The organism is Streptomyces sp. NPDC046335 (assembly GCF_055587985.1).
Window position 1 is genome coordinate 208,429 of the sequence record NZ_JBVJFF010000008.1, and the last position, 20,798, is coordinate 229,226.

Here is a 20,798-nt window from a genome sequence, read left to right on the forward strand (position 1 = left end):
AGTGATCGCGCCGACACCCCTGACGGCGAAGATCGAGTACCCCAGTGTGCTCGTGAGTCGGCGCTCCCCACAGCGCGTGACCCATTGACCCGAGCTATACGCGGTCAACTATTAGCCATGCGGTACCGGTCGACCACACCCTTTTGGTCTCGGTTCAATCACACCTGGCACGTACAACTTCCAAAATCCGGACAAACCGATCCGAGATAGATGGTTGCGAAACGGACGTGTTACACATCTAACGGTCAGTGACGTCCGGATAACGGACGTTCCGGTGTCAAAAAGGAGTTGCCGCGGGCAGCTTCACGCGACAGTGGTCACACCGTATCTCCAGGGGAAACGCGAAAGGCCGGCTTCCGCCATGCTCCGGGCAGGAGCGGCGGAAACCGGCCTCATACGCCTCTGGGACACCCCGGAAGGTTTGCCGGGGCATCCGAGGGTGCGAGCGCCCCGGCAAGGGCGCTCGCGGGCGTCAGCTGTGCTTGGCGCGCGACGCGGTGCGGCCGCGCTGCTTCTGGTCCAGGACGACCTTGCGAATGCGCACGGTCTCCGGGGTCACCTCGATGCACTCGTCGTCGCGGCAGAACTCCAGGGACTGCTCGAGCGACAGCTTGCGCGGCGGGACCACGTTCTCCGTGGAGTCCGCGGAGGCCGCGCGCATGTTGGTGAGCTTCTTCTCCTTGGTGATGTTCACGTCCATGTCGTCGGCGCGCGAGTTCTCACCGATGATCATGCCCTCGTACACCTCGGTGCCGGCCTCGGTGAAGATGACACCGCGCTCCTGGAGGTTGATCATCGCGAACGGCGTGACCGTGCCGGAGCGGTCGGCGACCAGCGAGCCGTTGTTACGCGTCTTCAGCTCGCCGAACCACGGCTCGTGGCCCTCGAAGATGGAGTGCGCGATGCCCGTGCCGCGGGTCTGGGTCAGGAACTCCGTACGGAAGCCGATGAGGCCGCGGGACGGCACGATCCACTCCATGCGGATCCAGCCCGAACCGTGGTTCGTCATGGTCTCCATGCGGCCCTTGCGGGTCGCCATCAGCTGCGTGATGGCGCCGAGGTGCTCCTCGGGCGAGTCGATCGTCATGCGCTCGATCGGCTCGTGGACCTTGCCGTTGACCTCCTTGGTGACCACCTCGGGCTTGCCGACGGTCAGCTCGAAGCCTTCCCGGCGCATGGTCTCGACGAGGATGGCCAGCGCCAGCTCACCGCGGCCCTGCACCTCCCAGGCGTCGGGGCGCTCGGTGTCCAGGACGCGGAGCGAGACGTTGCCGACGAGCTCCTTGTCCAGGCGGTCCTTCACCTGGCGGGCGGTGACCTTGTGGCCCTTGCCGCCCTTGCCGACCAGCGGCGAGGTGTTCGTACCGATGGTCATGGAGATCGCCGGCTCGTCGACCGTGATCAGCGGCAGCGCGATCGGGTTCTCGGGGTCGGCCAGGGTCTCGCCGATCATGATGTCCGCGATACCGGCGATGGCGCAGATGTCACCGGGGCCCGCCTTCTCGGCCGGCTTGCGGGTGAGCGCCTCGGTCATCATCAGCTCGGTGATGCGGACGCTCTGCTGGGTGCCGTCACGCTTGATCCACGTGACCGTCTGGCCCTTGCGCAGCTCGCCCTGCTCGACGCGGCAGAGCGCGATGCGGCCGAGGAAGTTGTCGGCGTCCAGGTTGGTGACGTGGGCCTGAAGGGGGGCCGCCTCGTCGTACTCCGGGGCGGGGACGTGCTCCAGGATCGTGGTGAAGAACGGCTCCAGGCTGTCGCTGTCCGCGGGGACGGTGCCGTCCTCCGGCTTGGTCAGCGAGGCGATGCCGTCACGGCCGCAGGCGTAGACGATCGGGAACTCGATCTGGTCCTCGTCGGCGTCCAGGTCGAGGAAGAGGTCGTACGTCTCGTTGACGACCTCGTCGATCCGGGAGTCCGGACGGTCGGTCTTGTTGATGCACAGGATGACCGGCATCCGGGCCTGGAGGGCCTTGCGGAGCACGAAGCGGGTCTGCGGAAGCGGACCCTCGGAGGCGTCGACGAGGAGGACGACCGCGTCCACCATCGACAGACCGCGCTCGACCTCGCCACCGAAGTCGGCGTGGCCCGGGGTGTCGATGATGTTGATCGTGATCGGGTCACCACCATCCTTCGGGTGGTACTTGACGGCCGTGTTCTTGGCCAGGATCGTGATGCCCTTCTCACGCTCCAGGTCGTTCGAGTCCATCATGCGGTCGTCGAGGGACTCTGCTGCGTGGGCGGCGAAGGCACCGGCCTGCTTGAGCATGGCATCGACGATGGTCGTCTTGCCGTGGTCGACGTGGGCGACGATGGCGACGTTACGAATGTCATGGCGCGTGGGCATACGAGCTGCGCTTCTCCCAGGAAGAGTGGATTGGCGGCGCGTACGGTCCGGTACGCGTGCCCTGCCGGGCAGACAACACGCCACGGCCTCACCCCATTCTACGGGGCCCGGACGGAGGCGGCCTCCGCGGGGGGTTTCCGGGCAGCTCCATGCGGGCGCCCGGCGCGCGGCCTTCAGGGGTGAAATACCAGGTCAATGGGTGGTTACGACCTTGCCCGCCGGGGTGGCCGACGGGCAAGGGAGTTGAGCTGAATCTGAGCACCAGTTCGGTGAAGAGATGGTGTACGTCACTTGGACGGCGCGTGGGCCGCCCCGCTCGTCACCTGGTCATGACTTCGTCGACGGCATGGCCGGCCGCCGCACGCCCGGCTTCAGGAAGCCGATGTCCTCGTAGTCGGGGGCCTGGAAGCCGAAGGCACCGGCGTTGGCCAGGTTCGGCCGGGCCGCCATGAGCTGGGGGCGCTGGTAGAGGGGGATCGATCCGGCCTCGGCCCAGATGCGGGCGTCCGCCTTCCTGACCAGGGAACGGGACACGTCCTCGTCGAGCTCGCCCATCGCCTGGTCGAAGAGCTGGTCGATGTGGTCGGTGCCCACGCGCGTGTAGTTCTGTTCGACGTTCAGGGAGCCGTCCGCGGCCGGGACCGGCTTGGCGAAGATCGGGCGGGCGTCGGTGGCGGGGAAGGCGGAGGCGGGCCACGAGTAGAGGGCGAGGTCGTACTGGCCGGCCGCGACGTGGTCCTTGAAGTAGCTTTCGTCGGCGACCTTCGACATCTCGGTGCGCACGCCGATCTTCTCCAGCATCCGGGAGATCCGGTCGGCCACCGCGCGCAGCTGCTCCGAGCCGTTGCCGGAGGGCAGCACGAAGCGCAGCGTCAGGGGCTTGCCGTCCTTGGCGAGGGGTCCGCCCGCGGCGGGGGCGGCGGTGCCCTTGGGGGCGTACGCGCCCGGGACGCCGCCCTTGGCGTGGTCACGCGGCGCGGCCTCGGCCTTCTTCCCCGCCTTGTCCTTGGCGTGGTCCTTGGCCTGGTCCTTCGCCTTGTCCTTGGCCTGGTCCTTCGCTTTCGCCTGGCGTTCGGTGTGCTCGCCCGGTTCCTTCTTCTTCTCCTTGTCGGTCTCGCCCGGCCGGGCGAGGACGTCGGCCTGGCGGGTCAGGGCGGCCTTCTGGTAGGCCGCCGCGGGCGCCGGGGTCAGCACGGAGACACCGTGGGCGCCGGGCTTCCCGTCGTCCTCGCCGACGATGTACGTACCGTCGTCCGCCTCCGGGCCCGACCCTGACTCCGCATCCCCCGCGCCGGACTCCGCCTTCTCCGCGCCGGCCTCGCCGTCCGACGTCTTGGTCTTCTCCTCCTTCGCCTTCTCTTTCTCCTCCCCCTTCTCCTTGACCGTGTCCTTCAGGGCGGCGCCCGGCGTCCAGCCCGCGTCGGCGAGGAGGGCCCGCGCCTCCGCGGTGTCCTGCTCGCCGAGGGCTCCGCTGTTGTCCGCGTACGCCTGCTGCCCGGCGAGGGCGAGATGGCTGCCGACCGGCTCCGCGGGCAGGCCGAGCGGCTTCAGGACCGTCCTGGCGAGCTCCTCGCGGTCCAGGGCGCGGGCCACCGCGCGGCGCACCCTGTCGTCGGCGAGCGGGCCCTCGGAGCCGTTGAGGGCGAGCTGGGTGTAGGCGGGTTCGAGGGACTTGCGGACCTCGTAGCCACGCAGGCCCGCCTGCTCCTGCGCGTACTTCTTGACCGCCTTGCCGGTCTTCAGGCGCGCCTGGATCTCGGCCTCAGCGGCGTCCTCGTCGGAGCCGTTGGCGATCGCCCAGGAGCGCAGCGCCCCGGCCGGGGTGAGCTCCGAGCCGGGGCCGTGGGCCGGCGGGCCCTGGGCGCCCTTGTCGCGGGCGGCGAGCGAGATCCTCTCCGCCTCCGACGGGTCGATCTCGGCGAGGTCGACCGTGCCCTTGACGAGCGCCTCGGCCCGCTCGTCGCGCGGCACCTCGCGCAGCACGAGCTTGCTGAGCTTGGCCGGCCGCCCCCACCAGCGCGGATTGCGCTCCAGGGTCGCCGTGCCCGCCTTGCGGTCGATGCCCGCGAGGGTGAAGGGCCCCGCGGTCGCCTTGAGCTTGCGGCGGGCTCCGTCGTTGAAGGAGTCGGGGCTGCCCATGACCTGCTTGGGGTACAGCGGGGAGAAGAGCGAGCGCCAGTCCGCGTACGGCTTGGCGAACGTGACGCGCACCTCCAGGTTGTTCGCGCCGCGCTCGATCTTCTCGATGCGGTCGTAGCCGGCGTTCCGTGCCGTCCAGTACGCGGAGTCCTTGCCGGACAGGGCCCGCCACTGCGCGGCGAAGTCGTCGGCGCCGATCTCCCGGCCGTCGCTCCAGACCGCCTGCTGGTTCAGCTTGTACAGGACAACCTGCTTGGGCTCGCGCTCGATGACGTCCGCCGACTCCAGGAAGTCGGCGTCGCGCTGCGCCCTGCCCTGTGCGTCGAGGCGGAACAGGTTCGGCAGGACGGCTCCCGCGATGCGCGAGGTGCCCGCGTCGGCGTCGGACTGGAAGCTGTTGAGGGTCTCCGGCAGCTCCTCCATCGCCCAGTTCATGGTGCCCCCGTCGGCGACCTTGTCCCTGGCCGCGGGTGCGATGTCCTGGCCCGCGGCCGGCCGGCTCCCGTGGTCGGCCGAGCTGCATCCGGCGAGGGCGGGCAGGGCCAGCACCCCCGTCGCGAGGAACACGACAGATCTGACTCTGACGCGGGCGTGGGACATGGCTGGTACCTCCGGGGTCCAGGCTCGTCCGGCCGCTACCAGGACCGGGCCGGATTTGATCACGTTTGGCGCTATATGGAGCTGATCACATCTATCGCCACACTGAAGGGGACCGGAGGGGCGGCGCGGCGGAGGCACGGCGTGCGGGGCGCGGATGTCACCCGTGCGGCCCAATGGCCGCCGGGGCCTCTGGAGGCCGGGGCCTTGGACGCCGGAGCCTCTGGACGCCGGAACCTCTGGGCACCAGGGGCCCGGCGGCGGTCGCGAATGGTCATCTTCGACGCGATCGGAGCGTGATCCGGCGCATTCACCGCCCTCGGTCCGGCAATCGGTGCAGATCTCTTCACAAGCCGGGATGTGACGCGCGACACTCGCAGCCGCATGAGCGTTGCCACCGCACACCTGAAGTGAGGGCAAGTCATGGCTCTGCACGATGAACTGTCCGCCGTCCAGCACTGCGTCGACGACTTGCTCCGCACCGTCGCCCGGCTGGAGCAGCAGGCCGGCGACCAACTGGCGGGCGTCGACGTACGCCGCGTACGCACCGACACCGACCGGCTGCGCGAGAGCGTCGCCCTGCTGCGCTCCTCGGCCGTCCCGCCCGTCCCGCCCGTGCCGACGCGCAGGCCCGACCTCCTGACCATCTCCGACACGCCGTACGACAGGGCGCTGTGGACGAACGCCGGGGACGTCGACGACGAGGGCCTGGGCGCGCGCGACCGCCACGCGCCCTGAGCCGCCGTCCCACCGCCCCGCTGAAGCTTCTCCGCCTCAACCAGAGGTACGCCAGGACGAAGGAGTGGAGCCTCGTTGGCCACCGGCACGGAACCCCAACCGAAGAGCGGAACGGCCCCCGGCGGCGGAGTGCGCGACGCCCCGCGGGCCGCGATCGCCGCTGCCCATCTGCGGACCGACCGATGGTGGCTGGCGCCCGCGGCGACCGCCGCCGGGCTGCTCGCCTTCGTCGTCTACTCGACCTGGCGGGCGTTCGCGAACGCGGACTACTACCAGGCGCCCTACGTGTCGCCGTTCTACTCGCCGTGCCTGGCCGACAACTGCGAACCCATGCGGTCGGGCCCGAACTGGGAGATATTCGGCGGCTGGTGGGGCCTCTCCCCCGCCCTGCTGATCCTGATCTTCCCCCTCGGCTTCCGGCTGACCTGCTACTACTACCGCAAGGCTTACTACCGCGGCTTCTGGGCCTCACCACCGGCCTGCGCGGTCGCCGAGCCGCACAAGAAGTACTCCGGCGAGACCCGCTTCCCGCTGATCCTCCAGAACATCCACCGGTACTTCTTCTACGCGGCGGTGCCGGTCGCGGGCATCCTCACGTATGACACCGTGCTCGCCTTCCGTGACGAGCACTACGAGTGGGGCCACATGGGCCTCGGCACTCTCGTCTTCCTCGTCAACATCGGCCTGATCTGGGCGTACACCCTCTCCTGCCACTCCTGCCGGCACATCGTCGGCGGCAAGCTCAAGCACTTCTCCAAGCATCCGGTGCGGTACCGCATGTGGCAGTGGGTGGGGCGGCTGAACGACCGCCACATGCTGCTCGCGTGGGCGTCGCTGGTGAGCGTCGCGCTCGCCGACTTCTACGTGTACCTGATCGCGTCCGGTGCCTTCGACGATCCGAGGTTGTTCTGATGCCACAGGTGGAGCGACAGCAGTGGGACGTCGTCGTGGTGGGCGCAGGGGGCGCGGGTCTGCGGGCCGCGATCGAGGCGCGTGAACAGGGCGCCCGTACGGCCGTGATCTGCAAGTCGCTGTTCGGCAAGGCCCACACCGTGATGGCCGAGGGCGGCATCGCCGCCTCCATGGGCAACGTGAACTCCGGCGACAACTGGCAGGTGCACTTCCGCGACACCCTGCGCGGCGGCAAGTTCCTCAACCAGTGGCGGATGGCCGAGCTGCACGCGCGCGAGGCGCCCGACAGGGTCTGGGAGCTGGAGACCTGGGGTGCCCTGTTCGACCGTACGCCTGACGGACGAATATCCCAGCGCAACTTCGGCGGGCACGAGTACCCCCGCCTCGCCCACGTCGGCGACCGCACGGGACTCGAACTGATCCGCACGCTCCAGCAGAAGATCGTCTCGCTCCAGCAGGAGGACTTCCGCGAGTACGGTGACTACGAGGCGCGCCTGAAGGTCTTCCAGGAGTGCACGGTCACGCGCGTCCTGAAGGACGGCGACCGGGTCAGCGGGACCTTCTGCTACGACCGCGAGTCGGGCCGCTTCTTCGTCCTCGAGGCGCCCGCCGTGGTCCTCGCGACCGGCGGCATCGGCAAGTCCTTCAAGGTCACGTCGAACTCCTGGGAGTACACCGGCGACGGCCACGCGCTCGCGCTGCTCGCCGGAGCACCGCTGCTGAACATGGAGTTCGTGCAGTTCCACCCCACGGGCATGGTCTGGCCCCCGTCGGTCAAGGGCATCCTCGTCACGGAGTCCGTGCGCGGCGACGGCGGGGTCCTGCGCAACTCCGAGGGCAAGCGCTTCATGTTCGACTACGTCCCCGACGTCTTCAAGGAGAAGTACGCGCAGTCGGAGGACGAGGGCGACCGCTGGTACGACGACCCGGACCACAACCGCAGGCCCCCCGAGCTGCTCCCCCGCGACGAGGTCGCGCGCGCCATCAACTCCGAGGTCAAGGCGGGCCGCGGCTCGCCTCACGGCGGCGTCTTCCTCGACGTGTCGACGCGGATGCCCGCCGAGGTCATCAAGCGGCGGCTGCCGTCGATGTACCACCAGTTCAAGGAACTCGCGGACGTCGACATCACCGCGGAGGCGATGGAGGTCGGGCCGACCTGCCACTACGTGATGGGCGGCATCGCGGTGGACTCCGACACCGCCGCCGCGCGTGAGGTGACCGGGCTCTACGCCGCGGGTGAGGTCGCGGGCGGCATGCACGGCTCCAACCGGCTCGGCGGCAACTCCCTCTCCGACCTGCTGGTCTTCGGGCGGCGCGCGGGCCTGCACGCGGCCCGGTACGCGGCGGGTCCTGCCGCCGACGACCGCCCTCAGGTGGACGAGGTACAGGTGGACACCGCGGCGGCCGAGGCGCTGCGACCGTTCAGCGCCGAGGGCCCGGAGGACGGGGCGACGCCGGAGAACCCGTACACGCTCCACCAGGAGCTCCAGCAGACCATGAACGACCTGGTCGGCATCATCCGCCGTGAGGCCGAGATGGCGCAGGCCCTGGAGAAACTCGCCGAGCTGCGAGTACGGGCGCGGCGGGCCGGCGTCGAGGGGCACCGGCAGTTCAACCCGGGGTGGCACCTCGCACTCGACCTGCGGAACATGCTCCTGGTCAGCGAGTGCGTGGCGCGCGCAGCCCTGGAGCGCACGGAGAGCCGCGGCGGGCACACCCGTGAGGACCATCCGGCGATGAGCCGCGAGTGGCGCCGCGCCAATCTGCTCTGCCGCCTCACCGATCCGACCGGCGGCCTCGCGGCCACCGATCCGGTGCACGGCCAGATCGACCTCGTCCATGAGACGACCGAGCCCATCCGCCCGGACCTGCTCGCTCTCTTCGAGAAGGAGGAGCTGGTCAAGTACCTGGCTGAAGAGGAGCTGTACGAGTGAGTTCGTACGACGCGCGATTCAAGGTCTGGCGCGGGGATTCCGCCGGCGGCGGCCTCGAGGACTTCGAGGTCGAGGTCAACGAGGGCGAGGTCGTCCTCGACATCATCCATCGCCTCCAGGCCACCCAGGCACCCGACCTGGCGGTCCGCTGGAACTGCAAGGCGGGCAAGTGCGGTTCGTGCTCCGCGGAGATCAACGGGCGGCCCCGGCTGATGTGCATGACCCGCATGTCGGTCTTCGCGCCCGAGGACGTCATCACGGTCACCCCACTGCGGGCCTTCCCCGTGGTGCGGGACCTGGTGACGGACGTCGGCTTCAACTACACCAAGGCGCGCGAGATCCCGGCGTTCGTGCCGCCCGAGGGTCTCGGGGCGGGCGAGTACCGCATGCAGCAGGCGGACGTGGACCGCTCCCAGGAGTTCCGCAAGTGCATCGAGTGCTTCCTGTGCCAGGACACGTGCCATGTGGTGCGGGACCACGAGGAGAACAAGAGCGTGTTCGCGGGGCCGCGGTTCCTGATGCGCGTCGCCGAGCTGGACATGCACCCGCTGGACGCGGCGGCCGACTCCGGCCTCGACCGCAAGCGTGCGGCACAGGACGAACACGGGCTCGGCTACTGCAACATCACCAAGTGCTGTACGGAGGTCTGCCCCGAGGGCATCAAGATCACGGACAACGCGCTGATACCGCTGAAGGAGCGGGCGGTCGACCGGAAGTACGATCCGGTGGTCTGGCTGGGGAACCGGATTCGGCGGCGGGGCAAGTAGGGGCTCCGGGGGGCAGGGGCGGGCGCGGGCGCGGGGCTTTCGGCTTTGCGGCCGAGGCGCGGGGCTTGTGGCTTCGCGCCCCTGGGAGGCTCTGGGGGTTCTCCCCCAGAGGGAAATCCGTGGCTTCCCCGATGGTGTTGAGGTGGTCGTGGCGATCAGCATGGGGGCATGACTTCTTCTCCGGGCTTTGCGGGTTTCACGGGTTCAGCGGCTTCAGCGGGTCCAGCCGGTCCTTCGGGGGCCTCGCGCGGTGTCGTGACGCGGCGTGCGGTGATGGGGCTCGCCGCGGCCGGGGTCGCGGTGGGGATGCTGCCGGGTACCGCCCGCGCGGCGGCGCGGGGCCGGGACGGCGGCCGGCCCGCCGCCGGGAAGCCGCACGCCCGGCTGCCCGCGCCCACCGGTCCGCACGCGATCGGGACGGTGACCGCACGGCTCGTCGACCGGTCACGGCACGATCCCTGGGTGCCCTCACTGCGGTACCGGGAGCTGATGATCAGCGTCTGGTATCCGGCCGCGCCCGGCGGCGGCCACCCCCGGGCGCGGTACATGGCTCCGGGCGCCGCCGCGCTCTGGGACGCCACCGCGCCGCACGGCATCCCGCGGGGCGCGCTCGACTTCACCGCGGTGCGGACGCACGCCCGGCAGGGAGCCCCTGCCGACTTCCGGGGCGGCCGCCTGCCCGTGCTGGTGTACGCCGCGGGCGCGGGCGATCCGCGGACGTGGGGCACGGCGCTGGTCGAGGAGATGGCGAGCCGCGGCTATGTCGTGGTGACGGTGGACCACACCTACGAAAGCCCGGGGGTCGAGTTCCCCGACGGCACGGTGAGGGGCAACGAACCGCTGATGGCGGCGGTGGCCGAGGCCGCGAAGGACGGCACGATGTCCGACCTCCTCAAGAAGACCCTCGGCGTCCGGGTCGCCGACTCCCGGTTCGTCCTGGACAGCCTCGGCTCGCTGCCGCACGGTCTGTCCCGGCTGGTGGACCAGCGGCGCGTGGGCATGTTCGGCCAGTCGGCGGGCGGGACAGCCGCCGCGCAGACGATGTACGAGGACCGAAGAGTGCGGGCGGGCGTCGACCTGGACGGCACGCTGGAGTACAACCCAGAGCCGGACGGGACGCATCTGATGCCGGTCGCGCGGCACGGCCTCGACCGGCCGTTCCTCCTGATGGGCAGGGACGGGAGCGACCGCGGGACCGAGCCGTCCTGGCGGTCGTTCTGGGCCCACAGCACCGGCTGGAAGCGGAACCTCACGCTGCGGGACTCGCTGCACCAGACGTACACCGACCTGGCCGCGCTGCTGCCACAGGCAGGCGTGGACGGGCGGACGGTGGAGAACCAGATAGGCAAGGTCGACCCGGCGCGTGCGGTCGCCGCCCAGCGGGCCTGCGTCAGTTCCTTTTTCGACCGCTGGCTGAAGGGCACGGACGACGGTCTCCTGGACGCGCCGTCGGGGCGCTATCCGGAGGTGGAGCTCGCGGGGTGACAACCGGCTCGCTCGAACGCCTTTCGGCAAGGGACGCCGTGCCGCGCTGTGCCACACTGCCGCGCATGCGAATATCCCGGCCTCTGCTGGCCGTACTGCTCACCGGGGCGCTGAGCGCGGGCGCGGCCGGGTGCTCGCTGCCCGGGGGCGACGACGAAGAGGACGGTACGGGTCTGGAGCGCGCGCTCGACGCGGTGCCGGGCTCGGCGGCCGACCAGGCGGTCACGTACCGGGACGTGCGGAAGGTGCGGCGGCTCGTCGCCAAGGACCCCGCGCTCTACCGCGGCCTGGACGGCTTCGGAATCCTGGAGGTCGTCCAGAGCGGCTACACGGGCGAGGACGTCAGCGCGGGCTGGGGGTTCGACGAGAAGGACGTGACTGCGTCCGTACAGGTCGGCGACAGCTCGCTGCTCACCGGCGACTTCGACGCTTCCGCGGTGGGGCGGGCGATGAAGAAGCAGGGCTATGCGGCGGCCGGGATCGACGGGGGCGCCCGCTTCACGAAGCGCGGCGAGGACGTCACCTACGAGGTCTCCGGCTCCGTCCGCGTCGTCAACCGTTCGCACGGCAGGGTCGGGATCTCCGCGCCGGGGACGTCCCTGCGGGACGACGAGGCGTATACGGCGGTGGCCGACTGCCTGGGCGACGTGTACGAAGCGACGTACTACGCCAAGCGGGACGACGCGGACGCGGAGCTCTTCGCGATCGGCGGCCGGCTCGCGAAGGACGGCAGGACGTCCTCGGAGAAGCTGTGCGTACGCGCCGCTTCGGCCAAGGCCGCGGACACGATCGCCGAGGCCCTGCGAGCGAAGACGGAGCCGGGCGCCCGCTATGCCGGCTCGAAGGTGAGGGTGACCGAGGGCGACCTGGTCACCATGGTCTGGCAGAACCGCCCGAAATCGGGCCTGCGCCCAGCGGACAACGACAGAACGGGAGAACTGCCGAACTTGCTGACCCGGGGCTGACCACCCGAAGAGGGTTGGACCCGGGGCTGCCCCACCCGGAGATGGCTGGAGGGGAGAAGGGCTAGAAGAGGCTCAGGAGGGCCTCTGCCGCGTCCATCGGCTCGGTCTCGCCGTCGGGCAGGGCCAGTTCGAACCAGACCGTCTTGCCGTGGGGCGTCCTGCGTGAGCCCCAGCCCGCGCTGAGCAGGCCCACCAGTTGCAGCCCGCGCCCGCCCTCGTCCGTGTCGCGGGCCCTGCGGCGGCGCGGCTGGACGAAGCCGCCGTCCCACACCTCGCAGACCAGCGTGCGGTCGAGGAGGAGGCGGAGCCGGATCTCGCCCTCGCCGTAGCGCAGGGCGTTGGTGACGAGTTCGCTGACGAGGAGTTCCGCCGTGTCGCAGAGCCGTTCGAGGCCCCAGGCCCGCAGTTGTTCGCAGGCGAGTTCGCGCGCGCGGCCGACCGACTTGGGGACGCGTGGCAGGGTCCAGTCGCCGACGTGCTCGGCGGGCAGGCCCTCGACGCGCGCCATGAGGAGCGCGATGTCGTCCTCGCCGTGGTGGGTGTCGAGGGTGTTGAGGACGTGGTCGCAGACGTCCTCAAGGGCGGGCGGGGCGTCGCTGAGGGAACGTACGAGGGCGTTGAGGCCCTCGTCGAGCGGGTGGTCGCGGGACTCGACGAGGCCGTCGGTGTAGAGGGCGAGCAGCGCGCCCTCGGGGAGTTCCACCTCGACGTCCTCGAAGGGTTCGCCGCCGACGCCGAGCGGCATGCCCGGGGGGACGTCGAGCATGAGCACGTGCTGGCCGGGGTCGCCCGGTTCGCCGGGTTCGACGAGGACCGGCGGCAGGTGCCCGGCGTTGGCGAAGGTGCAGCGCCGGGTGACGGCGTCGTAGACCGCGTAGACGCAGGTGGCGAGGTACACCTCGCCGAGGTCCGCGTCCGCCGCCTTGCGCGCCGCGCGGGTGGACCGCTGGGGCCCCGCGGGGTTGCCGAGGCCGCGGGCGATCTCGTCCAGGGCCGAGAGGACCTCGGCGGGCTCGGTGTCGAGGAGCGCGAGGGTGCGCACGGCGGTGCGCAGCTCCCCCATGGCGACGGCGGCCCGCAGGCCGCGCCCCATGACGTCGCCGATGACGAGGGCGGTGCGGTGGCCCGGCAGTTCGATGACGTCGAACCAGTCGCCGCCGACCTCCGTCGCGGCGTTGCCCGGCAGATAGCGGCAGGCGATGTCCAGGCCGGACGCCTCGGGGTCGCCGGGCGGCAGCAGGGAGCGCTGGAGGATCAGCGCGCGCTCGTGCTCGCGGCGGTAGAGGCGGGCGTTGTCGATGCAGACGGCGGCGCGCGCGGCCAGTTCGACGGCGAGCGCGCGGTCGCGCTCGCCGAACGGCTCGCTGCCCTTCGTGCGGGAGAACTGGGCGAGGCCGACCACGGTGTCGTGGGCGACCATCGGCACGGCGAGCGTGGACTGGACGAGCCCGCCGGTGAGGCGGCTCGCCGACTCGTCGTCCTTGGCGGTGATGAGCCGGGGCCGGGCCGCGCGCAGGGCGTCGGCGCAGGGGGAGGTGAAGGCGAAGCGGTGCATGACGCCGACGTCGAGCGGCGCGGTGCCGTCCGGGAACGGGGCGTCGGCGACGGCGCTCGCGAACGCCACGCGGCGCAGCTCCGCGCTGCCGTCGACGAGGCCGGGCGGTGCCTCGTCGCCGTCGAGCAGGCCTTGGTACAGGTCGACGGAGGCAAGGTCGCAGAAGCCGGGGACCGTGACGTCGAGGAGTTCCCGCGCGGTGGTCTCCAGGTCGAGGGAGTTGCCAATGCGGGCGCCCGCCTCGTTCAGGAGGGCCAGGTTGCGGCGGGCGTGGGCGGCCTCGCGGGCGGCGGCGTGCCGCAGGGTGACGTCGGTGCCCAGTCCCGCGACGCCGACGGGGCGGCCGGAGCCGCTGTGCACGCGGTAGAGGTTGACGGACCAGTGCCTGCGCTCGTCGCTGTTGGGCGTGGGGCCGACGACCTGCATGTCGGTGACGGACTCGCCGGTGGCGAGGACCCGCTTCAGGGCGGCGGCCATGCGGTCGGCCTCGTGGCGCGGCAGGTAGTCGTGGACGGTGAGACCGCGGTGGTCCTCGGTGCCGCCGCCGAAGACGTCGGCGAAGCGGCGGTTGGCGCGCTGCACCTTCAGGTCGGTGCCGAACAACAGGAACCCGAACGGAGATTGTCCGAAAATGGCCTGCGAGGCGGCGAGGTCCGTCTCGATCTGCCGGAGCGCCCGGACGTCGACGACGATGCAGACGGCGGCTCTCTCGCCGTCCTCCGTCCCGGTCGGCATGACGTAGACCTCGGCGACGCCCTCCATGCCCGTTCCGTCGGGCCGCCGCTCGTCGGGCATGCGGAAGGGGACGATGCCCGTCCACTCCCGGCCGTCGAGGATCTCCGCCATCTTGCGGTGGCCGTTGGAGCGCAGCTCGGGCGCCACGAAGGCCTCGATGGGGTCCTTGCCGACGGCGTCCCGCGCGGCCACGCCGAACAGCCGCTCGGCGCGCTCGCTCCACTGGTCGACGAGTCCGTCGGGGCCGATGGAGAACGAGGCGACCTTGATGTAGTCGTAGATCGAGCCGGGCGGGCTGCTCTGCCAGGTCTCGTGCGCCGGCGCGTAGGCGGCCCCGTCGCCCGCGGCTGCCCCGGGCGGTCCGCCGGCCGTCGTACCGCCCGACGATCCTTCGGCCCTCGCGTCGCCCGACGGCCCATCGGGCTCCGTCGCCTTCGCTGGTATCTCGCTCACGCGAACCGTCCCCTCCAGCTCACCGCGTCCGGCACCGGTCACCGCCTACGGCTGACCGCAGTATCCAGCACTACGGCACAGCACCACACGGCGTTCACGATCACAGCACGGACTCGACGCTTTTTGGCCCGTGCCGCTCTTGTGCCCGACGCCCGTCGCACACTGCCAGTCTTCTAACCCGGCAAGGCCAGCTCGAACCACACCGTCTTTCCCGCTCTGCCCGTCCGGCCCGGCCGCGTACCCCAGCTCCGCGCCGAGCGGGCCACCAGCTGAAGGCCCCGGCCGCTCTCGTCCTCGGGGTCCGCGCTGCGTGCGAGGGGCGGGTCGGGGAGCGGGTCGGAGACCTCGACGAGCAGGGTGCCCATGGGGCCAGTGGGGCGTACGAGGCGTACGCCGATCGGCCCCGAGGCGTGGCACAGGGCGTTGGTCACCAGCTCGCTGACGAGCAGTACGGTGATGTCGCCGAGGGGCGTGAGGTTCCAGTCGCCGAGCTGTTCGCGGACGACGGCGCGGGCGGTGCCGACGGCGCCGGGATCCGCGGGGAAGTCCCATTCGGCGCAGTCGCCTTTGGTGTCGATCACGCCGATCACTTCCAGACCAGAAGCAGGACCTGTCCGTTTCTTGGAGTCAAGGGGCCCATACCCGCACCACGGGATGAAGTACCACGAATTGGGGCATTTGGGGTATAGGTGGCCACACTTCGGGGGGTCCGGTAGGGCGCTACGAGTGGTCCTGCATGGCCCTCAGTGCCTTGACGGCGGGGACGTCCGCCGCCAGCCAGTCCACCGACCAGACCTCGCCGGGGGCGAGCCAGCGCAGCGCGTCATGGTCCTCCAGGGGCTCCGGTTCACCGGAGACGAGGCGGGCCGTCCAGACCCGCAGGACGTACCCCTTGGCGAGCGGCCACTCGCCGGGCACCCGCTCCACCGCCGCCGCCTCGACGCCCAGCTCCTCGCGGAGCTCGCGCACGAGCGCGTCCTCGCACCGCTCACCCGGCTCCACCTTGCCGCCGGGCAGCTCCCAGCCGCCCGCCAGCTCCGGGGGCGCGCTGCGCCGCGCGGCGAGCAGGCGTCCGCCGTCGTCGTACAGAGCGGCGCCCACCACGATGCGTTCGTTCATGCGCCAGAGCTTAGGGTCCGCTCCCGGTCAGCGGGCCGGAGCCCTGCCTCCGCGCGGGCTTCTCAGTGCCCGGTGCCGTTCGTGTTGAGCTTCTCGATCCAGTAGAGCTGCTCGTGGCCGCGCTCGTCGAGGCTGTCCGCGATCTTCTGGGCCTCGGCCTTCGTCGCGAACCTGCCCACGCGATAGCGATTGCCGTTGCCGTCCTGCCGTATCACGAGCCAGGGCAGCACAACCGTCCCGTCGTTCATCGCGCCCCTCCGCTCGGCGCCTCCGGCGCGCGGAGCGCCTCGATCTCTAAGGAAACCGCAGTCCGCATATGCCCGAGCCTACGCCCGACCTTTACTCAGCGGATACGGAATGGCACAAGGAGATACGCGCAAGGTGCGCAATCGGCCATGGAGGGGGGCGGCGGCGCCCGGCTCCGGTCGCGGGCAGTCGCTTTGGAGGGGCCGCGGCTACTTCACCGGCAGGTGGTACGCCACGCGGTAGCGGTCGGCGGGGACCACGACGTCCGCCGTCTCCACCGGGCGGCCCGAGGCGTAGTACGTCCGCTGGACGACGATGACCACGTGGCCGGGGACGCCGCCGAGTGCCGTCAGTTCCTCGGCGAGGCCGGGGCGGGCGCCGACCTCCTCCGCGACGTTGTCCACGACGACGTCGATGGCCGCCATGCGCTCGACCACTCCGCAGCCGCCGAGGGGGCCCTCCTCGGGGAGCATCACCGGGGTGCGACCCGTCACGGCCAGGGGTTCCCAGGAGGTGGAGAGCATCATGACCTCGCCCGCGTCCCTGAAGACGTACTTGGTGCACATCACGCGCTCGCCCGCCCGGATGTCGAGCCGCTCCGCGATCGCGGCGCCCACCTCCACCTGCTCGCTGCGGGACTCCCAGGTGCCGCGCGCTCCGTCGGCGGCCTGCTCCTGGCGGAAGGGGGTGGAGCCGCCGTCCGCCGCGCGATAGCCGGTGCGGGCGATCTTGCGGGGGACGGGGCGCTCCCGGACATAGGTCCCCGATCCGGAGCGGCCCTCGACCAGGCCTTCGGCCATCAGGACCTTGCGCGCCTCCAGCGCGACCGTGTCCGAGACGCCGTACTCCTCGCGGATTCTGGCCTGCGACGGGAGACGGGTGTGCGGTGGCAGTGATCCGTCGGTGATCTTCTTGCGGAGATCACCCGCGACGCGCAGATACGCAGGCTGCTCACCGAAAGTCACTGGCCACTCCCAACAGGTTGACAGACAGCTACAGCCTGGCAACCGTGGGTTGTTGACTGCAACCCAAGGCCAAGGAATCACTCGAAGTGATGCTTCTGCCCGTGCAGGCCTTTACGCAGGGCTGTTCCCCGGATATGGGGAGCCACGCACCACTTCCCCGGGGTCGTTGCCGACCCACACGGCTCGTCCTCGCGGCGGCCCGGATCAGCGACCCGGAGCCGTCCCGCGAGGACGAGGACGAGCACGTCAGGGAGCCGACGGCGTCACAGCGGACGGCCCGGCCCCCTGACCGTCAGAACTGCAGGCTCCAGGAGTCGATCTTCCCGGTGTCCTGCGCAGCGTTGTCACTGACCCGCAGCTTCCACGTGCCGTCGGCCGTCTCGGACGAGGCGTTCACCGTGTACGTGGTGTTGATGTTGTCGGCACTGCCGCCGGTCCCGTAGTTCTTGAGGGTGTAGGCCGTGCCGTCCGGGGCGACCAACTGGACGCGGAGGTCACCGATGTAGGTGTGCTGGATGGTCACCGGCACGCTCAGCGCGGCGGGCGCGTTGCCCCCGACGCCGGTCACGGTCACCGGGGACTCGGCCGTGGCGTTGTCCTGGATCGCGTAGTCGGTGTCGTTGGTGAACTTCTTGCCCGGCGGTTCCGTCGTGCCGCCGACCACGTTGAGCAGGCGGTTCGGCGAGCCCGAGCCGGGGTTGGTGACGACGCCCGGCGAGGACGCGTCGACCAGGGCGGCGGAGACCTGCGCCGGGGTGGAGGACGGGTTGGCGCCCAGGTAGATCGCCGCCGCGCCCGCGACGTGCGGGGACGCCATCGACGTACCGGAGATGGTGTTGGTCGCCGAGTCGCCGGTGTTCCACGACGAGGTGATCGACGAGCCCGGGGCGAAGATGTCCAGGACGCTGCCGTAGTTGGAGTAGCTGGCCCTCGCGTCGGTGCTGGTCGTGGCGCCGACGGTGATGGCCTCCGCCACGCGGGCGGGTGACTTGGTCGACGCGTTGGTCGACTCGTTGCCCGCCGCGACGGCGTAGGTGATGCCTGCGGCTATGGAGTTGCGCACGGCGGTGTCCAGGGCGGTGTCGGCGCCGCCGCCGAGCGACATGTTGGCGACGGCCGGCTTGACCGCGTTCTTGGTCACCCAGTCGATGCCCGCGACGACCTGCGCGGTGGTGCCCGAGCCCTGGTTGTTCAGGACGCGGACGCCGACGATCTTCGCCTTCTTGGCGACGCCGTGCAGGGTTCCGCCGACGGTGCCCGCGACGTGGGTGCCGTGGCCGTGGCCGTCCTGCGCGGTATTGTCGTTGTCGATGGCGTCGTAGCCGTAGGAGGCGCGTCCGCCGAAGTCGCTGTGGGTGATGCGGACGCCGGTGTCGATGACGTACGCCGTCACGCCCTCGCCCGCGGAGTCCGGGTAGGTGTACTTCTGGTCCAGCGGCAGCGACTTCTGGTCGATGCGGTCCAGGCCCCAGGAGGGCGGGTTGTTCTGGGTCGCGGAGGCGGTGAACGTCCGGTTCTGCACGACCACGTCGACCGCCGGGTCGGCGGCGAACTTCTTGGCCTCGGACTCCGTGAGCTCGACCGCGTACCCGTTGAGGGCCTTGTCGTAGGTCCGCTCGATCTTGGCGCCGTACTCCTTGGCGAGGGCCTTGCCCTCGGCGGAGCGGGCCTTCGGGGCGTTCTTGTCGAGGCTCACGATGTAGCTGTTCTTGATCACGCCAGGGGCGCCGGCGTTCTCGATCATGCCTTCCGCCCGGTCCGGCTGCGCGTTCGCCGGGAGGGCGGAGACGACGCCGAGGGCGAGGGCCGCGACCGCTGTCGCGCTGATCCCTGCCAGTCTTCGGCGGGAATGACGCATCACTGCCATCTGAGGGGTCCTCCTCAATAGGTGCTGCGCTGGTGGGGGATGCCGTGCTGTGGTGCCCACACATGGGAAGCCACCCCTCGGCCATGACCATGTCAATTCGACGGTGCGATCCGACATGTCTTGCCCAGGGATTCCTGACTCCACCGGGACGAAAGATTGGCTGATCCATAGGAATCCCACAAGGGTTAGGGACGGACGTAACGCGCCCGCCACGCACTCTTCACGCCTCACCGGCACCAACCACCCCAGGCCCCTCACGGCCGCCCTCCCGCTCCACCGGCGGGCGCCGCAATAGCCTGCGCGCATGACTGACACGACCGCCCTGCCCGACTCCTTCTGCCCCATCGACGGAACCCGCGTCCCCGCGGGCACGCTCGCCTGGTCCTGCCCGGTCTGCCGGGGCCCGCTCGACCTCGACTTCTCCCCCACGCCCGCGCGCCTGGCCTCGCTGGTCGGACGCGTCAACTCGCTGTGGCGGTACGCGGAGTGCCTCCCGCTGTCCGCTCCCGCGATCTCCCTCGGCGAGGGGCGCACACCCCTCGTGGAGCTCGCGGGTTCCGTCTCGGCCAAGCTGGACTTCCTGATGCCGACGCTCTCCTTCAAGGACCGGGGCGCGGTCATGCTCGCCGCCCTCGCGCAGCGGCTCGGCCCCGAGCGGGTCATCGCCGACAGCAGCGGCAACGCGGGGACGTCGGTCGCCGCGTACAGCGCGCGGGCCGGGCTGCCCTGCACGGTGTACGTGCCCGCCGGTACCTCGCCGAAGAAGCTGGAGCAGATCACCGCGCACGGCGCGCGGCTCGAAGTCGTCGACGGGGACCGGGAGTCGACGGCGAAGGCGGCACGCGCCGCCGCCGACGAGCCCGGCGTCTTCTACGCCTCGCACGTCCACAACCCCTACTTCCTCCAGGGCACCAAGACCTACGTCCACGAGCTCTGGGAAGACCTGGGCGGGCGGCTGCCCGACGTCCTCGTCGTGCCCGTCGGCAACGGGACGCTGCTGCTCGGCGCCGCGCTCGCCGTGCGCGAGCTGCACGCGGCCGGTCTCATCGCGAAGGCGCCCGCGCTGTACGCGGTGCAGTCCGCGGCGGTCGCGCCGCTCGCCGATGCCTGGCGGGCCGGCGCCGACGACCTGGTCGGCGAGACCCCGGCGGCCGCCACCTTCGCGGAGGGCATCGCGATCCCGCGGCCACCCCGCGCGCGGCAGATCCTGCGCGCCGTGCGCGACTCGGGAGGCGCCTTCCTCACCGTGACGGAGGAACAGATCGCGGCGGCACAGCTCGACCTGGCGGCACGCGGGCTCTACGTGGAATCGACCGGCGTCGCCTGCTGGGCCGCGGTACGCGAGGGAACACTCGGCGACCGGACCGCGGTGATCCCACTGTGCGGCGCGGGGGCGAAGACGGGCCTCGCGGGCGGCTGAGGCCGGGCATGCTTCGGGGCCGGGTCCGGGCAGCTCACGCCTCCCGGGCCGTCTCCCGCAGCGCGCTCAGAAGGCGGCGGCCGGTGGTCGTCCCGTCGGGGGCGGTCGGGGGCGGGGGGGGGCGGCGGGGGCCCCTTGGGCGTAGGGAGAGGGCCTCTGCTGTGGCGAGGGGGGGTGACGGCTCGGGCGTCGTAGGCCGCGGGGTCGGTCAGGAAGGCCAGGGCCGCGGCGGCCAGGACGCCGGGGACGCGCGCGTGCCGCGACGGCATGCCGGAGAACAGCCGCTCAGCCTCGACCGTTCCCGCGTACTCCGGGGCGACGTCGGGCCGTGGCCGCGGGCAGAGCAGCGCCGTGGGCGCCGATGGGACCGGGCTTGGCGTCGATGCCGCGGTCGGCCAGGGTTCCGGCGCTGACCGAACCGTCGCGGTGCAGCGCCCGTACGTCCTTGACCCGGACCCGCTGGGTCAGCGGCCAGGTGAACCACCAGCCGCCGTACACATCGCTCATCGCCTTGCGGTAAGAGCCGTACGCACCCTTGGTCATGGCCAGGGAGT

General features: G+C 71.0%; 16 protein-coding genes. 7 read left to right on the forward strand and 9 right to left on the reverse strand.

From position 1 onward, the window contains the following. Positions 1-472 precede the first annotated feature (472 nt). Both typA and ACZ6JY_RS21125 read right to left on the reverse strand, forming a co-directional pair. Positions 473-2,347 carry a translational GTPase TypA gene (gene typA / locus ACZ6JY_RS21120; protein WP_469197552.1) on the reverse strand — a complete coding sequence of 625 codons (1,875 nt, stop codon included), beginning with the start codon at positions 2,345-2,347 and terminating at the stop codon, positions 473-475. 327 nt (positions 2,348-2,674) lie between these two features. Continuing rightward, positions 2,675-5,086 (reverse strand): ABC transporter family substrate-binding protein, encoded by a 2,412-nt coding sequence (locus ACZ6JY_RS21125; RefSeq protein WP_469197554.1) that lies wholly within the window; start codon positions 5,084-5,086, stop codon positions 2,675-2,677. Positions 5,087-5,506: 420 nt separating this feature from the next. On the opposite strand from ACZ6JY_RS21125, the gene ACZ6JY_RS21130 reads away from it, so the two are divergent. The 6 genes from ACZ6JY_RS21130 to ACZ6JY_RS21155 all read left to right on the forward strand — a co-directional run bounded on the left by ACZ6JY_RS21130 (position 5,507) and on the right by ACZ6JY_RS21155 (position 11,884). Next, on the forward strand, positions 5,507-5,821 hold the full coding sequence (locus ACZ6JY_RS21130) for a hypothetical protein (protein ID WP_469197556.1): 315 nt from the start codon (positions 5,507-5,509) through the stop codon (positions 5,819-5,821). Between the two features lie 75 nt (positions 5,822-5,896). Then, positions 5,897-6,733 (forward strand): hypothetical protein, encoded by an 837-nt coding sequence (locus tag ACZ6JY_RS21135; RefSeq protein ID WP_469197558.1) that lies wholly within the window; start codon positions 5,897-5,899, stop codon positions 6,731-6,733. Next, complete coding sequence (locus tag ACZ6JY_RS21140) at positions 6,733-8,667, forward strand: fumarate reductase/succinate dehydrogenase flavoprotein subunit (protein WP_469197559.1); 1,935 nt, start codon at positions 6,733-6,735, stop codon at positions 8,665-8,667. Before ACZ6JY_RS21135 ends, ACZ6JY_RS21140 begins: the two co-directional genes overlap by 1 nt. Further along, positions 8,664-9,434 (forward strand): succinate dehydrogenase/fumarate reductase iron-sulfur subunit, encoded by a 771-nt coding sequence (locus ACZ6JY_RS21145; RefSeq protein WP_469197561.1) that lies wholly within the window; start codon positions 8,664-8,666, stop codon positions 9,432-9,434. Before ACZ6JY_RS21140 ends, ACZ6JY_RS21145 begins: the two co-directional genes overlap by 4 nt. A 255-nt stretch (positions 9,435-9,689) precedes the next feature. Then, entirely contained in the window at positions 9,690-10,919 is a 1,230-nt protein-coding gene (locus ACZ6JY_RS21150) for an alpha/beta hydrolase (RefSeq protein WP_469197563.1), read from the forward strand. A 65-nt stretch (positions 10,920-10,984) separates the two neighbouring features. Then, positions 10,985-11,884 (forward strand): hypothetical protein, encoded by a 900-nt coding sequence (locus ACZ6JY_RS21155; protein WP_469197565.1) that lies wholly within the window; start codon positions 10,985-10,987, stop codon positions 11,882-11,884. A gap of 61 nt (positions 11,885-11,945) precedes the next feature. On the opposite strand, the gene ACZ6JY_RS21160 is transcribed toward ACZ6JY_RS21155, so the two are convergent. The 6 genes from ACZ6JY_RS21160 to ACZ6JY_RS21185 all read right to left on the reverse strand — a co-directional run bounded on the left by ACZ6JY_RS21160 (position 11,946) and on the right by ACZ6JY_RS21185 (position 18,824). Further along, complete coding sequence (locus ACZ6JY_RS21160) at positions 11,946-14,627, reverse strand: SpoIIE family protein phosphatase (RefSeq protein WP_469197567.1); 2,682 nt, start codon at positions 14,625-14,627, stop codon at positions 11,946-11,948. A 173-nt stretch (positions 14,628-14,800) separates the two neighbouring features. Next, positions 14,801-15,217: an ATP-binding protein gene (locus ACZ6JY_RS21165; RefSeq protein WP_469197570.1), complete on the reverse strand. Its 417-nt coding sequence runs from the start codon at positions 15,215-15,217 to the stop codon at positions 14,801-14,803. 130 nt (positions 15,218-15,347) lie between these two features. Next, positions 15,348-15,746 (reverse strand): (deoxy)nucleoside triphosphate pyrophosphohydrolase, encoded by a 399-nt coding sequence (locus ACZ6JY_RS21170; RefSeq protein WP_469197572.1) that lies wholly within the window; start codon positions 15,744-15,746, stop codon positions 15,348-15,350. A gap of 62 nt (positions 15,747-15,808) precedes the next feature. Beyond that, a complete protein-coding gene (locus ACZ6JY_RS21175; RefSeq protein ID WP_469197574.1) occupies positions 15,809-15,994 on the reverse strand; it encodes an SPOR domain-containing protein in 186 nt (61 codons plus the stop codon). Positions 15,995-16,201: 207 nt separating this feature from the next. Then, the gene (locus ACZ6JY_RS21180; RefSeq protein ID WP_469197575.1) at positions 16,202-16,957 is read right to left on the reverse strand and encodes a GntR family transcriptional regulator; all 756 of its coding nucleotides are present in this window, start codon (positions 16,955-16,957) and stop codon (positions 16,202-16,204) included. Between the two features lie 292 nt (positions 16,958-17,249). Further along, positions 17,250-18,824, reverse strand: coding sequence for a S8 family peptidase (locus ACZ6JY_RS21185; RefSeq protein ID WP_469197577.1), 1,575 nt, complete (start codon positions 18,822-18,824; stop codon positions 17,250-17,252). A 304-nt stretch (positions 18,825-19,128) separates the two neighbouring features. Here ACZ6JY_RS21185 and ACZ6JY_RS21190 point away from each other — a divergent pair, with 304 nt between their 5' ends. Next, a complete protein-coding gene (locus tag ACZ6JY_RS21190) occupies positions 19,129-20,244 on the forward strand; it encodes a threonine synthase (RefSeq protein WP_469197579.1) in 1,116 nt (371 codons plus the stop codon). A gap of 285 nt (positions 20,245-20,529) precedes the next feature. On the opposite strand, the gene ACZ6JY_RS21195 is transcribed toward ACZ6JY_RS21190, so the two are convergent. After that, a complete protein-coding gene (locus ACZ6JY_RS21195) occupies positions 20,530-20,751 on the reverse strand; it encodes a hypothetical protein (RefSeq protein WP_469197581.1) in 222 nt (73 codons plus the stop codon). Positions 20,752-20,798: the final 47 nt, after the last annotated feature.

Excerpts from the sequence above, each read along its gene's own strand:
- typA (WP_469197552.1), bottom strand. The coding sequence starts at position 2,347 with ATGCCCACGCGCCATGACATTCGTAACGTCGCCATCGTCGCCCACGTC.
- ACZ6JY_RS21125 (WP_469197554.1), bottom strand. The coding sequence starts at position 5,086 with ATGTCCCACGCCCGCGTCAGAGTCAGATCTGTCGTGTTCCTCGCGACG.
- ACZ6JY_RS21130 (WP_469197556.1), top strand. The coding sequence starts at position 5,507 with ATGGCTCTGCACGATGAACTGTCCGCCGTCCAGCACTGCGTCGACGAC.
- ACZ6JY_RS21140 (WP_469197559.1), top strand. The coding sequence starts at position 6,733 with ATGCCACAGGTGGAGCGACAGCAGTGGGACGTCGTCGTGGTGGGCGCA.
- ACZ6JY_RS21155 (WP_469197565.1), top strand. The coding sequence starts at position 10,985 with ATGCGAATATCCCGGCCTCTGCTGGCCGTACTGCTCACCGGGGCGCTG.
- ACZ6JY_RS21170 (WP_469197572.1), bottom strand. The coding sequence starts at position 15,746 with ATGAACGAACGCATCGTGGTGGGCGCCGCTCTGTACGACGACGGCGGA.
- ACZ6JY_RS21175 (WP_469197574.1), bottom strand. The coding sequence starts at position 15,994 with ATGAACGACGGGACGGTTGTGCTGCCCTGGCTCGTGATACGGCAGGAC.
- ACZ6JY_RS21185 (WP_469197577.1), bottom strand. The coding sequence starts at position 18,824 with ATGGCAGTGATGCGTCATTCCCGCCGAAGACTGGCAGGGATCAGCGCG.
- ACZ6JY_RS21190 (WP_469197579.1), top strand. The coding sequence starts at position 19,129 with ATGACTGACACGACCGCCCTGCCCGACTCCTTCTGCCCCATCGACGGA.
- ACZ6JY_RS21195 (WP_469197581.1), bottom strand. The coding sequence starts at position 20,751 with ATGAGCGATGTGTACGGCGGCTGGTGGTTCACCTGGCCGCTGACCCAG.